General features: G+C 41.0%; 15 protein-coding genes, 1 pseudogene and 1 other annotated feature. Of the genes and pseudogenes, 10 read left to right on the forward strand and 6 right to left on the reverse strand.

Features of this window, described 5'->3' with window-relative positions; translation table 11 throughout:
* The first annotated feature begins 58 nt into the window (after nucleotides 1-58).
* Nucleotides 59-160 (forward strand) — a sequence feature (Trp leader region).
* Nucleotides 161-186: 26 nt separating this feature from the next.
* From EL244_RS09475 to trpA, 5 genes and pseudogenes are all read left to right on the forward strand, one after another.
* Nucleotides 187-1,761, forward strand: a complete 1,575-nt coding sequence (locus EL244_RS09475) for an anthranilate synthase component 1 (RefSeq protein WP_126460502.1) — start codon at nucleotides 187-189, stop codon at nucleotides 1,759-1,761.
* A pseudogene (trpD, locus tag EL244_RS18020) lies at nucleotides 1,761-3,391 on the forward strand (bifunctional anthranilate synthase glutamate amidotransferase component TrpG/anthranilate phosphoribosyltransferase TrpD). Before EL244_RS09475 ends, trpD begins: the two are co-directional and overlap by 1 nt.
* 1 nt (nucleotide 3,392) lies before the next feature.
* Entirely contained in the window at nucleotides 3,393-4,769 is a 1,377-nt protein-coding gene (gene trpCF, locus EL244_RS09490; RefSeq protein ID WP_126460508.1) for a bifunctional indole-3-glycerol-phosphate synthase TrpC/phosphoribosylanthranilate isomerase TrpF, read from the forward strand.
* A gap of 47 nt (nucleotides 4,770-4,816) precedes the next feature.
* Nucleotides 4,817-6,007 (forward strand): tryptophan synthase subunit beta, encoded by a 1,191-nt coding sequence (gene trpB / locus EL244_RS09495; RefSeq protein ID WP_006812908.1) that lies wholly within the window; start codon nucleotides 4,817-4,819, stop codon nucleotides 6,005-6,007.
* Complete coding sequence (trpA, locus tag EL244_RS09500; protein WP_126460511.1) at nucleotides 6,007-6,813, forward strand: tryptophan synthase subunit alpha; 807 nt, start codon at nucleotides 6,007-6,009, stop codon at nucleotides 6,811-6,813. Before trpB ends, trpA begins: the two co-directional genes overlap by 1 nt.
* A 353-nt stretch (nucleotides 6,814-7,166) precedes the next feature.
* Here trpA and ompW read toward each other — a convergent pair whose 3' ends face one another.
* Nucleotides 7,167-7,817, reverse strand: coding sequence for an outer membrane protein OmpW (gene ompW, locus EL244_RS09505; protein ID WP_039854030.1), 651 nt, complete (start codon nucleotides 7,815-7,817; stop codon nucleotides 7,167-7,169).
* Nucleotides 7,818-8,226: 409 nt separating this feature from the next.
* Here ompW and EL244_RS09510 point away from each other — a divergent pair, with 409 nt between their 5' ends.
* Nucleotides 8,227-8,979 (forward strand): YciC family protein, encoded by a 753-nt coding sequence (locus tag EL244_RS09510; protein ID WP_126460514.1) that lies wholly within the window; start codon nucleotides 8,227-8,229, stop codon nucleotides 8,977-8,979.
* Nucleotides 8,980-9,035: 56 nt separating this feature from the next.
* Here EL244_RS09510 and EL244_RS09515 read toward each other — a convergent pair whose 3' ends face one another.
* Nucleotides 9,036-10,775, reverse strand: coding sequence for a SulP family inorganic anion transporter (locus tag EL244_RS09515; protein WP_126460517.1), 1,740 nt, complete (start codon nucleotides 10,773-10,775; stop codon nucleotides 9,036-9,038).
* A 239-nt stretch (nucleotides 10,776-11,014) separates the two neighbouring features.
* On the opposite strand from EL244_RS09515, the gene EL244_RS09520 reads away from it, so the two are divergent.
* Both EL244_RS09520 and yciA read left to right on the forward strand, forming a co-directional pair.
* Complete coding sequence (locus EL244_RS09520; RefSeq protein WP_006812903.1) at nucleotides 11,015-11,575, forward strand: septation protein A; 561 nt, start codon at nucleotides 11,015-11,017, stop codon at nucleotides 11,573-11,575.
* A gap of 187 nt (nucleotides 11,576-11,762) precedes the next feature.
* Nucleotides 11,763-12,182, forward strand: coding sequence for an acyl-CoA thioester hydrolase YciA (gene yciA, locus EL244_RS09525; RefSeq protein WP_006812902.1), 420 nt, complete (start codon nucleotides 11,763-11,765; stop codon nucleotides 12,180-12,182).
* A gap of 78 nt (nucleotides 12,183-12,260) precedes the next feature.
* On the opposite strand, the gene EL244_RS09530 is transcribed toward yciA, so the two are convergent.
* On the reverse strand, nucleotides 12,261-12,995 hold the full coding sequence (locus EL244_RS09530) for a TonB family protein (RefSeq protein ID WP_006812901.1): 735 nt from the start codon (nucleotides 12,993-12,995) through the stop codon (nucleotides 12,261-12,263).
* Nucleotides 12,996-13,120: 125 nt separating this feature from the next.
* A complete protein-coding gene (locus tag EL244_RS09535; RefSeq protein WP_126460520.1) occupies nucleotides 13,121-13,294 on the reverse strand; it encodes a YciY family protein in 174 nt (57 codons plus the stop codon).
* 286 nt (nucleotides 13,295-13,580) lie between these two features.
* Between EL244_RS09535 and cls the strand changes: the two genes are divergently transcribed.
* Nucleotides 13,581-15,041, forward strand: a complete 1,461-nt coding sequence (gene cls / locus EL244_RS09540) for a cardiolipin synthase (protein ID WP_006812899.1) — start codon at nucleotides 13,581-13,583, stop codon at nucleotides 15,039-15,041.
* Between the two features lie 22 nt (nucleotides 15,042-15,063).
* The gene (locus EL244_RS09545; protein ID WP_126460522.1) at nucleotides 15,064-15,396 is read left to right on the forward strand and encodes an HI1450 family dsDNA-mimic protein; all 333 of its coding nucleotides are present in this window, start codon (nucleotides 15,064-15,066) and stop codon (nucleotides 15,394-15,396) included.
* 71 nt (nucleotides 15,397-15,467) lie between these two features.
* Here the strand turns inward: EL244_RS09545 and oppF are convergent, their stop codons facing one another.
* Together oppF and oppD are read right to left on the reverse strand one after the other, a co-directional pair.
* The gene (gene oppF, locus EL244_RS09550; protein ID WP_115164346.1) at nucleotides 15,468-16,469 is read right to left on the reverse strand and encodes a murein tripeptide/oligopeptide ABC transporter ATP binding protein OppF; all 1,002 of its coding nucleotides are present in this window, start codon (nucleotides 16,467-16,469) and stop codon (nucleotides 15,468-15,470) included.
* Nucleotides 16,466-17,455 carry an ABC transporter ATP-binding protein gene (oppD, locus tag EL244_RS09555; RefSeq protein WP_126460525.1) on the reverse strand — a complete coding sequence of 330 codons (990 nt, stop codon included), beginning with the start codon at nucleotides 17,453-17,455 and terminating at the stop codon, nucleotides 16,466-16,468. Before oppD ends, oppF begins: the two co-directional genes overlap by 4 nt.
* Nucleotides 17,456-17,462: the final 7 nt, after the last annotated feature.

Consider the following 17,462-nt stretch of genomic DNA (forward strand, 5'->3'; position numbering starts at 1 on the left):
AGATTAAAATCAATTTAGTTATCCAGTGAGGCATTCTATGAGCGTATTAAATTTATCAAATCGTTGGTGGCGCGACTTCCCAAATTGGGCGGAAGCCGCACACGCATAGATTATTAATGCCTCAGTGCCTAACCCGTCCTCAACTGACGGGTTTTTTTATGTCTAAAATTAGCTTAAGGCAAGAAAATGAATAAACAAAACACAACATTAGCACATTTTAATCATCTGGATAGCCCAATAAACTATCAACCGGATCCAACGTTGCTATTTAATCACTTATGCCAGAATAAGCCTGCCTCTATGTTATTAGAATCAGCAGAAGTGACAAATAAAGCGAATCTTCAAAGCTTGCTGATTGTTGATAGCGCCCTACGTATCCGTGCGTTTGGTCAACGCGTAGAAATTGAAGCCTTAACTGAAAATGGCCAAGCATTGCTGCCATTAATCCAAGATCAATTAGCAGATCACATGGCAAGCTCTGAAATCTGTGCTGACCACTTGACGGTCTCATTTTCCTCACCAGATAATCAACTTGATGAAGATAATCGTTTGAAAAGCGCATCATGCCTTGATGTCTTACGGGCATTACCTGCTTTAGCGCAAGCTTATTTGACCAAACCTGAAATGCTATTTATGGGCGGTTTATTTGCTTATGACCTCGTTGCTAACTTTGAAGCATTGCCGGAGGTTAAAACGACAAATCAATGTCCAGATTTTTGTTTTTTTGTCGCCGAACATTATTTAGTGATCGACCATCAGAACCAAGCCGCCCGCCTGAAAACGCTATTGTTCACCCATGACCAGGCAACTATCGAAAACATCCACCAGCGTCACAGCCAGATTATTGCTTTGTGCCGCCCTTTTTTACCCGCTTTACCATTAGGTGAAAAATCAACTTTTTCTGTCACCACCAATAAAGAAGATGATGAGTACCGCACCGTGGTGAATACACTCAAAGAAGCCATTTATCGCGGTGATATTTTCCAAGTTGTACCATCACGTAAATTCAGTATGCCTTGCGCAGAGCCCCTAATCGCTTACCAAAAACTCAAGGCGCAAAACCCTAGCCCATATATGTTTTATATGCAAGACAACGATTTCACTCTGTTCGGCGCCTCTCCTGAAAGCGCACTAAAATATAACACCCAAACGCGTCTTGTTGAAATTTACCCTATTGCGGGTACTCGTCCTCGCGGTCGTAATGCTCTGGGCGAAATTGATTTAGATTTAGATAGCCGTATCGAGTTGGCAATGCGCACCGATGAAAAAGAGTTGGCTGAACACATTATGCTGGTGGACTTAGCCCGTAATGATTTAGCTCGAATTTGTGAAGCTGGTAGCCGCTATGTCGACAATTTGACCAAAGTTGATCGCTACTCTTTTGTCATGCATTTAGTTTCCCATGTTGTTGGCACATTACGTCACGATTTAGATGTTTTTCATGCTTATCAAGCCTGCATGAATATGGGCACACTCACTGGCGCACCCAAGGTAAAAGCGATGCAATTAATTGCACTGTGTGAGCAAGAGCGTCGTGGCTCCTATGGCGGTGCAGTGGGCTACTTTAATGGTAAAGGTGATTTTGATACCTGCATCGTGATCCGCTCAGCTTATGTCGAAAATGGTGTGGCGACTGTACAAGCAGGCGGTGGTGTCGTGCTGGATTCTTCCCCACAAGCAGAAGCGGATGAAACCCGAAATAAAGCACGTGCGGTGATCAGAGCTATTGCCCAAGCCCATCAAGTTGAGGAGTTATTCTAATGGCAAATATCTTACTGCTCGATAACGTTGACTCCTTTACTTATAACCTTGTAGATCAATTACGTGCTAGCGGTCATCAAGTGGTTATTTACCGTAACACCGTTTGTGCTGAGCATATTTTAACGGTACTGAAGGCATTGGAAAATCCCATTCTTGTGCTATCGCCAGGTCCGGGAAAACCAAGTGAAGCAGGCTGTATGCCGGAAGTCTTACATAAAGTAAAAGGCACTATCCCAGTTATTGGGATTTGCTTAGGGCATCAAGCGATAGTGGAAGCTTATGGCGGATTGGTCTCTCCCGCAGGAGAAATCTTACATGGCAAAGCTTCTATGGCAACTCATGATGAACAAGCTATGTTTGCAGGATTAGAAAATCCAATTTCAGTGGCACGTTATCACTCCTTAGTCGGAAGCCAGATCCCAGAGGCATTAACCATCTGTGCACAATCCAATGGCATGGTTATGGCAGTACGTAATGATGAACAGCGAGTGTGCGGATTCCAATTTCATCCGGAATCTATCTTAACCACACAAGGAAAGCAGTTGTTAGAAAATACGGTGGCGTGGGCTCTTTCTACCCCCAAGAAAACAACATCACATTCGCACTAATGGGACAGAGAGAGCCAATCATGCAAAATATTTATGACAAATTATTTAAAGCTCAAGCATTAACACAGCAAGAGAGCCAGTATTTATTTAACGCCATTATTCAGGGTGAACTGACTGAGGCCCAATTGGCCGCCGTATTAATCAGCATGAAAATGCGTGGTGAACAACCACAAGAAATTGCAGGTGCTGCATTAGCCTGCTTAGAAAATGCTCAGCCGTTTCCTCGTCCTGATTACCTATTCAGCGATATCGTTGGTACCGGTGGCGATGGTGCAAACAGCATCAATATCTCAACAGCGAGCGCATTTGTTGCCGCAGAGTGTGGAATTAAAGTGGCAAAACACGGTAATCGCAGCGTATCCAGCCGCTCAGGTTCATCGGATCTATTAGCTGCATTTGGGATCGCGTTAGATTTAAGTGCACAGAGTGCTCGCGATGCACTGGATGAATTAGGTATTTGTTTCTTATTCGCACCGCAATACCACAGTGGTTTTCGTCATGCCGCGCCGGTACGAACTCAATTAAAAACGCGAACGCTATTTAATGTTCTGGGTCCATTGATTAACCCTGCTCGACCACCTTTATCATTGGTCGGTGTTTACCAAGATTCTCTTGTAGAACCTGTAGCAAAAACAATGCAAATGCTTGGGTTTACACGTGCAGCTGTGGTACACAGTGGAGGGATGGATGAAGTTTCATTACATGCACCCACCCACGTTGCCGAGCTAAAAAATGGTGAGGTACACCAATATATCCTCACCGCTGAGGATTTTGGGTTAGCACCGTATCAATTGAAAGATTTAGAAGGCGGTACGCCGGACGAAAACCGCATCTTACTCACTCAATTATTACAAGGCCACGGTCAAGCCGCTCATGAAGCTGCCGTTGCTGCCAATGTTGCTATGTTATTGCGCATTAATGGTTATGAAGATTTAAAAGAAAACAGCGAACACGCACTTAATATTATTCGTAGTGGAAAGGCATTTAGCCGTGTGACAGCACTAGCTGCAAGGGAGCATTAAGATGAAAGGCACTGTATTACAAAAGATTGTTGACGATAAAATGGTGTATTTGGTGGAACGCAAAGCGCGCCAACCATTAAGCAGTTTTCAGTCCCAAATACAACCGAGTCAACGCAGTTTTTACACTGCGTTACAGGCCAAACGTCCTGTTTTTATTCTGGAGTGTAAAAAAGCCTCTCCATCAAAAGGTTTAATTCGAGAAAATTTTGATCCCGCTGAAATTGCCAGTATTTATGCTCCCTATGCATCTGCTATTTCAGTATTAACCGATGAAAAATATTTCCAAGGAAATATGGAGTATCTGACGATTGTCAGTAACACCGTGGCTCAACCCGTACTGTGCAAAGATTTTATTGTTGACCCTTATCAAATTTATCTTGCTCGCTATTACCAAGCGGATGCGATTTTACTGATGCTCTCAGTATTAAACGATGAACAATACATTTTACTGGCGGACGTTGCTCATCAACTCAATATGGGCGTATTAACCGAAGTGAGTAATGAGGATGAGTTGCAACGCGCAATTACGCTGAAATCCAAAGTAGTAGGAATTAATAATCGCGACTTACGAGACCTGTCTATTGATCTCAATCGTACTCGTCAATTAGCACCGCAGCTGTCCGCTGAAACTATTGTTATCAGTGAATCTGGAATTCATCAGCACCAGCATATTCAAGCTCTCAAAGATGTCGCCAATGGTTTTCTGATTGGCAGCGCACTCATGGAGCAAACAGACTTGCAGCAAGCATTACGTAATTTACTGGTGGGCGAGCATAAAGTGTGTGGTTTAACCCGAGAGCAAGACGCTAAATCAGCTTTCGATGCTGGAGCGATGTTTGGCGGGCTTATTTTTGCAGAACAGTCACCACGAAAAGTGACACTGTCACAAGCGAAGCAGATTATTCATTCTGCACCACTTCACTATGTCGGCGTTTTTCGTAATCAATCTGTCGATTTTGTCGCGCACATTGCACAACAACTCGCTCTGCACGCAGTACAACTCCATGGCAATGAAGATAATCCCTATATTGAGCAATTACGTCAGCTGTTACCTACGCACTGCCAAATCTGGAAAGCTGTGAATATGTCCCAAGCTCAACTAGCAGAGTACGACACCCCATTGATTGATATTTTACTGCTGGATAACGGTGCTGGTGGAACAGGAGAGACATTTGATTGGTCATCAATCCCTAAACATAGCCAATATAAATTAATGATTGCAGGCGGGCTAACACCTGAAAACTGCCAGCATGCTGCACAGCTGGTCTGCAACGGATTAGATTTTAATTCCGGTGTTGAAGTCGAACCTGGCATTAAATCTGAGCAAAAAATTAATCAAGTTTTTACTTCGCTAAAAAGCGCTCGTTCGGTAAGTTAATAGTCAACTAACGAACAATGAATAACGTATAAAATGGATAACAGACAATGAGCAAATTAGACCCCTATTTCGGTGAGTTTGGCGGACAATACGTCCCAGAGATTTTAATCCCAGCACTCAACCAACTTGAAGATGCCTTTATTGAAGCGCAAAGTGACCCAGACTTTTTAACTGAATTTCATGACTTACTGAAAAACTATGCGGGTCGTCCAACCGCATTAACGTTGTGCCGTAATCTCACCGCCGGTACAAAAACTAAACTGTACCTAAAACGCGAGGATTTACTCCATGGCGGGGCTCATAAAACTAATCAGGTTTTAGGGCAAGCTTTATTGGCAAAACGCATGGGTAAAAGTGAAATTATTGCCGAAACAGGTGCAGGCCAACACGGTGTAGCAACAGCTCTAGCTTGTGCTTTATTGAATATGAAATGCCGTATCTATATGGGAGCAAAAGATGTTGAGCGTCAGTCTCCTAATGTATTTCGCATGAAACTCATGGGGGCTGAAGTGATCCCTGTTCATAGCGGCTCAGCCACATTAAAAGATGCCTGTAATGAAGCATTAAGAGACTGGTCTGGTAGCTATGATAAAGCCCACTATTTACTGGGTACCGCCGCAGGCCCCCATCCCTATCCAACCATTGTACGCGAATTTCAGCGGATGATTGGTGATGAAGCTAAGCAACAAATCTTAGACAGAGAGGGTCGCTTACCTGATGCCGTGATCGCCTGTATTGGCGGCGGATCTAATGCTATCGGTTTATTTGCATCTTTTATACCTGAAGAGAATGTCGGTCTGATTGGTGTTGAGCCCGCAGGATTAGGTATCGAGTCCGGACAACATGGAGCGCCTCTAAAACATGGACGAGTCGGGATCTATTTCGGAATGAAATCACCCATGATGCAAACGTCTGAAGGACAAATTGAGGAATCTTACTCTATTTCTGCTGGGCTAGATTTTCCCTCAGTTGGCCCACAGCATGCACATTTAAACAGTATTGGGCGCGCTGAATACGTTTCAATTACTGATGATGAAGCCCTAAATGCATTTAAGCTACTTTCCCGTAAAGAAGGTATTATTCCCGCATTAGAGTCTTCCCATGCCCTCGCTTACGCATTAAAAATGGCAGAGCAAGAACCAAATAAAGAACAATTGTTGATCGTCAACCTATCCGGACGTGGCGATAAAGACATTTTTACTGTGCATGATATTTTGGCTAGCAAAGGGGAAATCTAATGGAACGTTATACTCAACTTTTTCAACGCCTAGAGAATAAAAACCAAGGCGCATTCGTCCCTTTTGTGACGTTGGGTGATCCCGATGCTGAGCAATCATTAAAGATTGTGGATGCCTTAATTGCAGGTGGTGCTGATGCTCTTGAAATTGGTATCCCTTTTTCTGATCCTTTAGCGGATGGTCCTACCATTCAAAATGCAAACCTAAGAGCTTTTAAAAGCGAAATTACGCCGACTCTCTGTTTTGAACTATTAAAGCGAATTCGCGCTAAGCATCCAGAGATGCCAATCGGCTTATTAGTGTATGCAAATTTAGTGTTTTCTAATGGTATCGATAATTTTTATCAACGTTGCCAACAAGCTGGTGTTGATTCGGTTTTAGTTGCCGATGTTCCAATGCGCGAATCTAAGCCATTTCGTGAGTCCGCAGCCGCCCATGGTATTGCTCCAATCTTTATCTGCCCACCAAATGGAGATGAAGAATTACTGCAAGACATCGGCAAGTACAGTCAGGGGTATACATATTTACTTTCACGCGCTGGAGTGACAGGCACAGAGCAACGAGCACAAATGCCATTAACCCATTTAGTGAATAAGCTCACACAATATGGTGCAGCCCCTGCTCTACAAGGTTTTGGTATTTCAGAACCCTCACAAGTTGCTGAAGCTATTCGTAATGGTGCTGCGGGTGCAATTTCCGGTTCTGCTGTGGTTAAAATTATTGAAAATAATCTAAACCAACCCAATGTAATGCTCGATAAATTAACGGAGTTTGTTTCTAAAATGAAAGCGGCCACAGCGAAATAATTACCTAACTTTATTTTAATTTAGCCATCATCTATTTGATGGCTTTTTATTTTTATTTTTTCTTTAGTTCAATATATTAAATGTGTCAAAAACTTACATCACAAAACTAATAAATAGAGAATTTTCCAAATTAAACAATTTTAATTTAGTTATATTTCCTTAGGAGTGAACGCTAAATTTGTTTATAATTTGTTAATGATTATTTATTAATTTTAACATTGTGATTTTATAATATCGTTTGAAAATTATTTATCTGTAAAAACAAAAAAATCCGAGAATATATTTATTCCCGGATTTCTTACTACTTTCTAATCCATTAGTTCAAGCGTTAACTTGCTTATATCCTTTAAATATTAGAAGCGGTAACCCACACCAAGCATAAAGACAAATGGGTCTAAACGAGTATCAACTTTATATTGCTCGCCACCCGCTTTAAATTTAACATCCGTTTCAATATTCATCCACCATACAGAGGCGTTTAACATCCAGTTTTCATCAAGCATATAGTCCATACCTGCTTGAGCTGCAAAGCCCCAAGAGCTTGATAAATCTAAGTCTGAAAGACCAGCTGCTTTACCTGTATTATTGAATTTTTCATCAAAGAAGAAGGTATAGTTAATACCAGCACCTAAATAAGGACGCAATTTATCTTCTTTGCTACCGAAATAATACTGTGCCATTAAGGTTGGTGGTAAATGCTTAACACTTGCAATATTACCTGTTGGACCTGTACCGACTTTGTGTTCAAACGGAGTTGCCGCTAATAATTCCACACCAATATTATCGGTAATCATATAACCGAAAGTTAAACCTAATTGGGTATTATTATTTGCATCGAAATGACCTAAATTGCCAAGGCCATTAATTTTAACATCGTCGCCGCCAGCATTTGGTCTTACTGTTGCGGTACCCGCACGAAATAAAAAGTCGCCAGCTTCATGAGCAAAAGAAGCAGCTGGAGCTAAAGTTGCAGCCGCTAATACAAGCGCAGTGAGTTTTTTCATTGTCAATCCCATTCCTATGTTTATTATTTTAGCAAAAATATAGCCTATTATTAGAATCCATATTCAAATCAAGATCACATCTTTTGCTAATTTATATACAGTGCGATAAATCTGAGTTTATTATTCCATTACTAATTTTTTCTATTTTGATTTGAATCAATTTTTAACAAGTAACTATTAAAATAAAAAATGATTCTATATTTGACGTTAATTAATGTCGAATTTAAATATATATTTAAAATACATCTTTAAAGCGTGTATCTTATTCATAAAATTACGCTGATTAGTTATTCAATGCACGCATGCCTATTAACTCCCAGACTTTTCTTATCTTTCTCTACCTCTAAGCCAGATACTCAGTTACAATCACCCTCAAATTTTTATTCCGTCTGTAGATAGGAGCAGTTACATGTCCATTTCGGCCAATTCACTCTTCAGCGATAGTGTCAATTTTTTCAAAAACCAGCTGAATGGCCTATTCACCATCGTGCTATTAGCCACTGTCGTTAGCGTTATTGTTTACGCGGTACTGATCCCCAATGAACGAATGATTGGTGTCCTAGTTGAAGCCCAAAGTCAGCTCCTTGAAGCTGGCAATGCAGGGTTGCAGAACTGGGTTCTTAACTTGCCTGAAGAAGAGAAAAATAGCATTCTACGAGTGTCTTTTGGTTTGATTTTATCCGTGACACTGGGTAGTTTAGTCCTGATATGTGGCGTGCTCGCTTATATTGCAGGTTTATCTCGTGGTGAGGCAATGACGGGAACTCAAGCGCTGGTCTCCTCACTGAGTAAAGCTCCATCGATGTTCCTGCTCTTAGTCGTCTGTTCCCTCCTAATTCAATTAGGCATCACCCTCATGGTCTTACCCGGAGTTGTATTGGCAATTGGCTTTTCTCTCGCTCCTGCCATTCTAATGACCGAAAAAATAAATCCATTTGGCGCGATGGGGAAAAGTTGGAAGCTGGCTTATGCAAATTGGCGAGTGGCTGTACCGATGATTTTAATCTGGATGGCAACACAAATGTTAGTGAGTGTGATCTTGAGTAATTTGCAGATTAACCATATCGCCCTAAATGGAATTTCATTTTTGGCTAACAATATGGTGGCGGCTTTTGCATTAATTTACTTTTTCCGTTTATATATGCTAACCAGCAAACAATAAAAACTAAGTTTTTATTTATCTCTTAAGGGCGTATAAGTACGCCCTTTTGTTTGCCTTTAATCTAATAATCTGTGTTCCTCATTCTGACGATCATCAACACTTTTTTGCTGTATATGCTGTTTACTTTGAATTAAACGGATTGCAAAGTAGATATCAGGCACTACCAGTAGATCATCATCTGAACGATTAATTTTATTCTGCTCTAGCCAGCGATTAAGTGATGTACGTCGCCCTGCAAGAACTAATGTGACGCCTTTAGATTTTAACGATGTGACCAGATCATTTAACGCCGAAAAAACGCTGACATCATTGTGCGTAAAACTCACCGCAGCATCGATTATTACCCATGCAGGACGTTTATGTTGACTATCAATATGCTTATTCAGTCTTTCTTTAAAATAGTTAACATTGAAATAGGTTAATGGGGAATTAAACCGATAAATCAGCACATCATCGACAGGCTGGATTTCATTATCTGGATTCATAGAATGTAGCATTCCCTGCTCATCGACACCCAATAACTGATCTGTAGGCCTAAAAATAATGCGAATAAATTGCAATAATCCTAATAACACCGCAAAGCCTACACCACTGATCAACCCGACAAGTAACACCGCGCAAAGCGTAAATACGCACAGGAAAAATGCTTGTCTGTTACGCTTACGCATCGCATAAATACTGCGAAAGCTAATTAATGAAAATGTGGAGATAATCAGCACCATGCCTAATGCTGGCATAGGGATATAACCGAGCAGATCCACAGAAAATAATAAAACAACTAAAATACTTAATGCCGCCACCACGGAAACCATTTGGGTTTTTCCGCCCATCATATCATTTACCGCAGTGCGGCTACTCGCGGCACTCACGGCAAATCCTTGAGAGAGTGCCGATGCAATATTCGCAATCCCCAATGCCCTTAATTCTTGATCTGCATCCACAGCATAGCCATTCTTACTCGCAAAACTTCGAGCCGTCATCATGAAGCTCACAAAACTGATAACCGCTAAGTTTAAGGATGGTGTGACCAAGTCACGAAGCAATCCTGGTGCAAAATCAGGCGTACCAATAAAAGGCAAACCATCGCCTAAATTACCTACTGTATGGATGCCATATTGTTCAAGATTAAAAAGCATACTCGCCCCTGTTGCTAATACCATTGCAATCAGTAACGAAGGCCACTTGCTACGCACCCGCTTGATAAAAATGGTCACCACTAAAGTGAGTGCTGCAACAATAAATGTAGGAATATGGGTTTCTGATAATGAGAGTGGGAAAGCAACAAGTCGCTCAATAAATCCTGAGGGCAAAGAATTAATACCAAAAATTTTACCTAATTGGCTGACGACAATGGTTAATGCCACGCCATTAAGTAAGCCTTGTAAAATTGGTCCAGATAAAAAATCTGCAAACATACCGAAACGGAATCTAGCGGCAATTAAACACCAGACTCCCGTCATTAAACTCATCACAATAATCAGCTGCCAGCGGATATTTTCATCGCCCATCGCCAAAGGCGCTACGGCAGCTGCGATCACCGCACAGGTTGCGGCATCAGGACCAATAATCAGTTGTTTTGATGTACCGAATAAGGCGTACATCAGCATGGGTAAAACGCACGCATACAACCCAACAATAGCATTGATCCCCATCAGTTCGGCATAGGCTATAGCAACAGGTAATGCCACTGCTGCAACGGATAGCCCTGCTTTAATATCCGGCCCCAAATCCGCCAATTGATAATTAAATAGCGTCTGCAAACCTGGCATCCAACTATATAACCTAGCCTTTATCATGGATGAAAAATCTCTAAAAATTAGCAAGTTAATTTATTGTATAGACTATTTATATCCGAACTAATAAAGTTTATCTAGGAGTAAGTCAAATAAAGGTAAAATAGTGAAAATTCGATAGATTATCGCCATCAATTATGGATAAATAACCGCAAACTTTTAACAATCTCCACAAAATACGTTAAACTATTCCACTATGTTTAAGTTGAATATATTTACGTCAAGGATCTGAATCCACTGTTATGAAACAACTTATTGATTTTATTCCACTAGTTATCTTTTTTATTGTTTACAAAAGATATGATATTTTTTATGCCAGTGGTGCCTTAATGGTCACGACGCCTCTTGCTTTACTGGCGACTTACCTTATTTATAAGAAAGTCGAAAAAGTGGCTAAAATTACCTGTGTCATTGTCATGGCATTTGCAGCATTAACGCTTATTTTCCATAGCGATGCATTTATTAAATGGAAAGTGACCATTATTTATGGTCTGTTCGCGTTAGCATTATTAATTAGCCAGTGGTTCACTAAAAAGCCGATTATTCAAAGGATGCTGGGCAGTAATCAAGAAATTAAGCTAGACGATAGTTACTGGTTAAAATTGAATACTGCGTGGGCGATATTTTTTATCGCATGTTCAGGGATTAATATTTATGTCGCATTTTGGATGGCTCAAGATGTCTGGGTAAACTTTAAAGTCTTCGGACTAACCGCAGCAACTTTAATTTTTACTATTCTCAGTGTGGTGTATATTTTCAAACATATGATTAAAGAACCCCATACGGAGAAGCCTGAAGAGTAATAAACTCTTTTGGATTATCAACCATATAAATAAGCTGCGCATTGTCGCAGCTTTTTTTTACCTATCGTTGTGATTTGTTACAAATCATCGTGACTGAATGTATCCTTGTAGTTTACTATGCTAACGATTGTTTGCTATAAACAGCAATGAATCATAGTCATTATTTAATTTTAACAAAGAGTTGGATATGCAATTACCTAACGGTGAACTAGTTTTACGTACTTTAGCGATGCCTTCAGATACGAATGCGAATGGCGATATTTTTGGTGGATGGCTAATGTCTCAAATGGACATTGGTGGTGCTATTTTAGCAAAAGAGATTGCTTTAGGTCGCGTAGTTACAGTAGCAGTCAATGGTATTAAATTTCAAAAGCCTGTTGCTGTTGGTGATGTGGTTTGCTGCTATGCTCGCTGTTTAAAAACAGGTAAAAGCTCAATCACCATCAATATTGAAGTATGGGTAAAGAAGGTAGCAACTCATCCAGTAGGTCAACGTTATCAAGCGACGGATGCAGTGTTTACCTATGTTGCGGTAAACGATGATAATACCCCTCGTCCATTACCTGAAGGTAAACAGCATTTTGAATTAGAAAGTTCAGAGTCATAATTTCTTAGTGACATCGAAATGTTTTCTATAAAAATGGCGCTAACCTAAGCGCCATTTTTATTAACTTTTGATAGTGACTTATACTTGCTTCACCGAACCATCAATATTGAAATGGATTTCTGTCACATACCCTTTAGCAGGGAGTTTTTCATAACGCCAGCGATTCATAGCACGTTTAACATCCCGCTCAAAAAGCCCTTTCGGGGATGTTTCAACAAATTCAACATTCTGCACTCGGCCATCTTCATCGATATCATAACGTACTTTGACATAACCATTTTTACCTAAGCGACGAGCACGGTCTGGATATTCAGGCAATTGTTTATTCAGCGCTTTTGGCCCACGACTACCTTGAGTCTGGCTTGCCACTGGTGACGTATTTTTAGCTGTAGTATCTCCAACCTTATTAGTTAACTCTTTATTTGTTGGCTCTTGATTCGATGAGGATGAATTATTCATCGCCAATTTTTTCTCAACAGGCTTTTGCTCTTCTTTAATTTTTTTCTGTTCTTTTTTAGGTTCTTTCTTCGGTTCCGGTTTTTTCTTTACTTCCGGCTTTTTCTGAGGGAGAGCAATCACGGGTTCTACAACAGGTTCAATGACTGGTTCGGGTTCAGGCTCAACAACTGGTTCCGGTTCTGAGGATGTTTCCACTGGAGTTTCTGCCGCAGGCTCAGCAAACGAGAGCATCGCTATCGAGATAGGTTCCTCGGGTTGAGGAAATTTAGGTTGATTAAAAATCCATGCCATCGCTAAGCCGGCATGAATTGATAATGAGATACCAATGATGACAACGAGTCTGATCCCACGCATATGTAATTTTTACCCTACAGCTGTTTACTTATCGAATATGACTGATAGTTTAAATGCAAATAGCAATCATATTCAATAAGGTTTAGCGATCAAAGTGAAAAATGTGAGTAAAAACGTGAATATCCTTACTCAACCCACTGGCTGAACAGCAAAGAATGACGACGTCGATAGATATCGAGTTTACGGATCGTATAAATGTGCATATTACGGCGAGAGTGACTTTCTAACCAACGGCGACGTCGGCGAACAACTTGTCTTAGCATTCTCCAACGACCCACTTCTTGCCTGCTGCGTCTCATTTCTTTAATCCTTATCCTATGAATAATCGTGATGGCGAAATATTATATTCCTTTACTCAAGAGAACCAAGCAGAACTTTTAATACTAATACACCTTTGCAAGATCAAAAAACGCATTGTTATTACGCTTAGCAATTATCATTAATTGCGTTTTTATTTATTTATCAGAGTTTTTATTCAGTGTTTTTGCTAAATTCTGGTATGTTTAGTCTTAGTCTATATTTAATAAGACATATTTTCGTTTTATGACACTTTTTTCTCTCTGTCCGTGAGGCTTGTTATCAATTATGGCAACCGTCTACACCTTAATGAGTTGGCTCCTGTTTTTCCTATATTGGTTGATTGTTGCAGCAGTAACCGTTCGTATTCTGGTCACCAGAAGACCGGTAACGTCGGCAATGACTTGGCTGCTAATTATTTATATCCTGCCTTTAGTGGGAATTATCGCGTATGCCGCTTTTGGGGAGTTACACCTAGGACGACGTCGCATTGATAAAGCTCACCAAATGTGGCCTTCTGTTGCCACATGGCTCGAAAACTTGCGTCATTCCAAACATATTTTTGCCAATGATAATAGCCCCGTTGCCGAGCCATTATTCCAGCTATGTGAGAAACGCCAAGGAATTGCCGGAGTAAAAGGTAACCGTATCCAGCTATTGACCACTAGCGAAGATTCCTTAAAAGCAATTGCTAATGATATCAATAATGCACAGAACTCCATCGAAATGGTGTTTTATATTTGGCAACCAGGCGGGTTAGTCGATGAAGTGACAGAAGCCTTATTGAATGCCGCTAAACGCGGAGTTAAATGCCGTATTATGGTTGACTCTGCTGGTAGCTGGCATTTTTTCCGCAGTGATTATCCAGACAAAATGCGGGCGGCAGGTATTGAGTTTGTTGAATCATTAAAAGTTAATCTGATGCGTTTTTTCTTACGCCGTATGGATTTACGTCAACACCGTAAAATTGTGATCATCGATAACTATATCTCTTATACCGGCAGTATGAACATGGTGGATCCTCGCTATTTTAAGCAAGATTCCGGTGTCGGAGAATGGATAGATATTTTAGTGAGAATGGAAGGTCCCGTCAGTACTACGCTGGGTATTGTGTATGCTTTTGACTGGGAAATGGAAACCGGAAAGCGTCTGCTCCCTCCTCCACCTGATTCCAATGTTATGCCATTTGAGCAGGACAACGGTCACACCACCCAAATGATTGCATCGGGTCCCGGTTTCCCAGATGATTTAATCCAACAATCATTAATGACCGCCATGTTTTCCGCGCGTAAGCAGCTGATCATGACTACCCCGTACTTTGTTCCTAGCGACGACTTGCTGCATGCTATCTGTACCGCAGCAATGCGAGGTGTTGATGTCAGTATAATTATGCCTCGCCACAATGATTCATTCCTCGTTCGCTGGGCAAGCCGCTCTTTCTACACCGAGTTACTGGAAGCTGGCGTTAAAATTTATCAATTTGAAGATGGTTTACTCCATACCAAGAGTGTATCCGTAGATGGTGAACTCAGTTTAGTCGGTTCAGTAAACCTTGATATGCGCAGCCTATGGCTAAATTTTGAAATCACAGTGGTCATCGATGATAAAAGTTTTGGTAGCGATCTGACGCTAGTTCAGTATGATTATATGGCGCGCTCTACCCGCTTAGAGATTGAAGAATGGGAACAACGTCCTTTCTGGAACCGTGTTGTTGAGCGCCTCTGTTACTTCTTTAGTCCATTATTGTAGTATTGCTTTTTAGGGAAAAGTCATGAGCCACACACCCAATATCAATCTGATCGATGAAGATGAAATCATCGAAATTGCCTATGACCTTTTCCTTGAAGGCGCAATGGACAATCTTGAGCCCGCTGATCAAGTTATTTTTGCTTTACAATTTGAAGAATGTGGTGCGGCTGAAGTCGTGCCTTTCAGTCAAAATTGGCATATTCTTGCGACTCAAAGCTTACCTTTAGAGCAAATGAGTGAAATCATCATTGGACTAGCCAAAAGTCCTGAAGATGATATTGAAGATATTTTTGCACGTATTCTGATCAGCCGAAATCCTCAACATCCTTTCCAGCATATTGAATGGAAACAGTAAAAATCACCTTGCTGTTCTAAACGAGAAAAAGGACCTGCATAGGTCCTTTTTCCATTTCTACAGATTAAAAATTATAAAGGATCAATTTTTAAGCAAGAAACCCCATGCTTGAAGCTTCCCTCCAACAATGGCCGGGTTCTTCCACACTCTTCATCTGCAATTGGGCAGCGAGTACGAAATACACAACCAGATGGTGGATTGATCGGTGAAGGTAATTCCCCTTCCAATAACTCAATTTGCTTATTTTTTTCTTTATCAGGATCGGGAACAGGAACAGCTGACATCAGTGCTCGTGTATAAGGATGTAGCGGATTGTTATACACCTCATCATAAGTACCTAACTCAACGGCATGTCCCAAATACATGACTAACACGCGATCAGAGATATGCTTAACAACCGCAAGGTCATGGGCAATAAAAATCAGCGATAACTTCATTTCCCGCTGTAATTCTTGTAGTAAATTCACAACTTGCGCCTGAATTGATACATCCAAGGCTGAAACTGGCTCATCGCATATCACCAACTTAGGTTCCAAAATTAATGCACGAGCAATCCCAATTCGCTGACATTGTCCCCCCGAAAACTCATGAGGATAACGGTTGATCAAGTTTGGCAGTAATCCTACCTTCATCATCATGTTTTTCACTTTTTCAGTGATTTGTTTCTGGGACATTTTGGGATGATAGGTTTTGAGTGGCTCGGCAATAATATCGCCAATCGTCATGCGTGGGTTTAACGATGCAAGCGGATCTTGAAATATCATCTGAATATCATTGCGTACATTGCGCCACTGCTTATCATTCATCGATAATAGATCTTGCCCCAACCAAGTCACCGTACCACCAGTGGCTTTGACTAATCCAATAATTGCTCTCGCAAACGTCGATTTACCGCACCCAGATTCCCCGACTACGCCCAAGGTTTCCCCTTCATATAAACGAAGCGTTACCCCGTCGACGGCTTTGAGGCTTTTATCTGGTTGCCAGAACCATTGTTTTTTATCTCGTATTGAAAAGTGAACTTTTAAATCATTCACTTCTAGCAGAACCTGCCTATTTTTTTGATCGGTCATACTAACTCCTCCACAGGCTTAAAGCAGGCACGCAAACGAGATTGAGCAAACGCAGATAATTGCGGCTCCTGATCCATACAAGTTTGATTGGCATATTGGCAACGAGGTGAAAATGGACAGCCTTTAGGTAATCTTAATAAATTAGGGGGATTACCTGGAATCGTCGCCAAGTTATCATCATCCCCATCCAACCGAGGCACAGCCGCAAGTAACCCTAATGAATACGGATGAGATGGCCGATAGAAAATATCTCGGGCACTCCCATATTCCATCGTTCGGCCGGCATACATCACCAACACCTTGTCACAAACACCCGCAACAACTCCCAAGTCATGGGTGATTAAGATAATTGCCGTATCAAATTCCCGTTTCAGTTCATTAAGTAACGTCATAATTTGCGCTTGAACAGTCACATCTAACGCGGTCGTTGGTTCATCGGCGATCAATAATTTAGGCTGGCATAATAACGCCATTGCAATCATAACTCTTTGACGCATTCCTCCTGAAAATTCATGAGGATACATATTCATTCGATTACGGGCTTCTGGCATTTTTACCGCATCAAGCATACGTACTGATTCATCAAAAGCCTGTTTTCTGCTCATCCCTTTGTGTAGCATTAACACTTCAGAAAGCTGAATACCAATTTTTAAGTATGGATTGAGCGACGTCATTGGATCCTGAAAAATCATGGCGATTTCTTCAGCGCGCATCCGATTAAGGGCTTTTTCCTTTAAATTTAAAATTTCACGGCCATTAAAGACAGCGGAACCGCCGATCCGTCCATTTTTTGCCAATAATCCCATCAATGCAAAAGCAGTTTGTGATTTTCCTGAACCCGATTCTCCAACAATCCCCAAGGTTTCCCCAGCACTAAGTTCAAAATTGAGTTTATTTACTGCGGTTACATCACCATCTTGGGTCGTAAAACTGACATTTAAGTCTTTGACCGATAACAGAGGGCTACTGAATATTGAATTTTGCATATTTCAT

Origin of the sequence: Providencia rustigianii (assembly GCF_900637755.1) — a bacterium.
Lineage (GTDB): Bacteria > Pseudomonadota > Gammaproteobacteria > Enterobacterales > Enterobacteriaceae > Providencia > Providencia rustigianii.

Excerpts from the sequence above, each read along its gene's own strand:
- EL244_RS09475 (WP_126460502.1), top strand. The coding sequence starts at position 187 with ATGAATAAACAAAACACAACATTAGCACATTTTAATCATCTGGATAGC.
- trpCF (WP_126460508.1), top strand. The coding sequence starts at position 3,393 with ATGAAAGGCACTGTATTACAAAAGATTGTTGACGATAAAATGGTGTAT.
- trpB (WP_006812908.1), top strand. The coding sequence starts at position 4,817 with ATGAGCAAATTAGACCCCTATTTCGGTGAGTTTGGCGGACAATACGTC.
- trpA (WP_126460511.1), top strand. The coding sequence starts at position 6,007 with ATGGAACGTTATACTCAACTTTTTCAACGCCTAGAGAATAAAAACCAA.
- ompW (WP_039854030.1), bottom strand. The coding sequence starts at position 7,817 with ATGAAAAAACTCACTGCGCTTGTATTAGCGGCTGCAACTTTAGCTCCA.
- EL244_RS09510 (WP_126460514.1), top strand. The coding sequence starts at position 8,227 with ATGTCCATTTCGGCCAATTCACTCTTCAGCGATAGTGTCAATTTTTTC.
- EL244_RS09515 (WP_126460517.1), bottom strand. The coding sequence starts at position 10,775 with ATGATAAAGGCTAGGTTATATAGTTGGATGCCAGGTTTGCAGACGCTA.
- EL244_RS09520 (WP_006812903.1), top strand. The coding sequence starts at position 11,015 with ATGAAACAACTTATTGATTTTATTCCACTAGTTATCTTTTTTATTGTT.
- yciA (WP_006812902.1), top strand. The coding sequence starts at position 11,763 with ATGCAATTACCTAACGGTGAACTAGTTTTACGTACTTTAGCGATGCCT.
- EL244_RS09530 (WP_006812901.1), bottom strand. The coding sequence starts at position 12,995 with ATGCGTGGGATCAGACTCGTTGTCATCATTGGTATCTCATTATCAATT.
- EL244_RS09535 (WP_126460520.1), bottom strand. The coding sequence starts at position 13,294 with ATGAGACGCAGCAGGCAAGAAGTGGGTCGTTGGAGAATGCTAAGACAA.
- cls (WP_006812899.1), top strand. The coding sequence starts at position 13,581 with ATGGCAACCGTCTACACCTTAATGAGTTGGCTCCTGTTTTTCCTATAT.
- EL244_RS09545 (WP_126460522.1), top strand. The coding sequence starts at position 15,064 with ATGAGCCACACACCCAATATCAATCTGATCGATGAAGATGAAATCATC.
- oppF (WP_115164346.1), bottom strand. The coding sequence starts at position 16,469 with ATGACCGATCAAAAAAATAGGCAGGTTCTGCTAGAAGTGAATGATTTA.
- oppD (WP_126460525.1), bottom strand. The coding sequence starts at position 17,455 with ATGCAAAATTCAATATTCAGTAGCCCTCTGTTATCGGTCAAAGACTTA.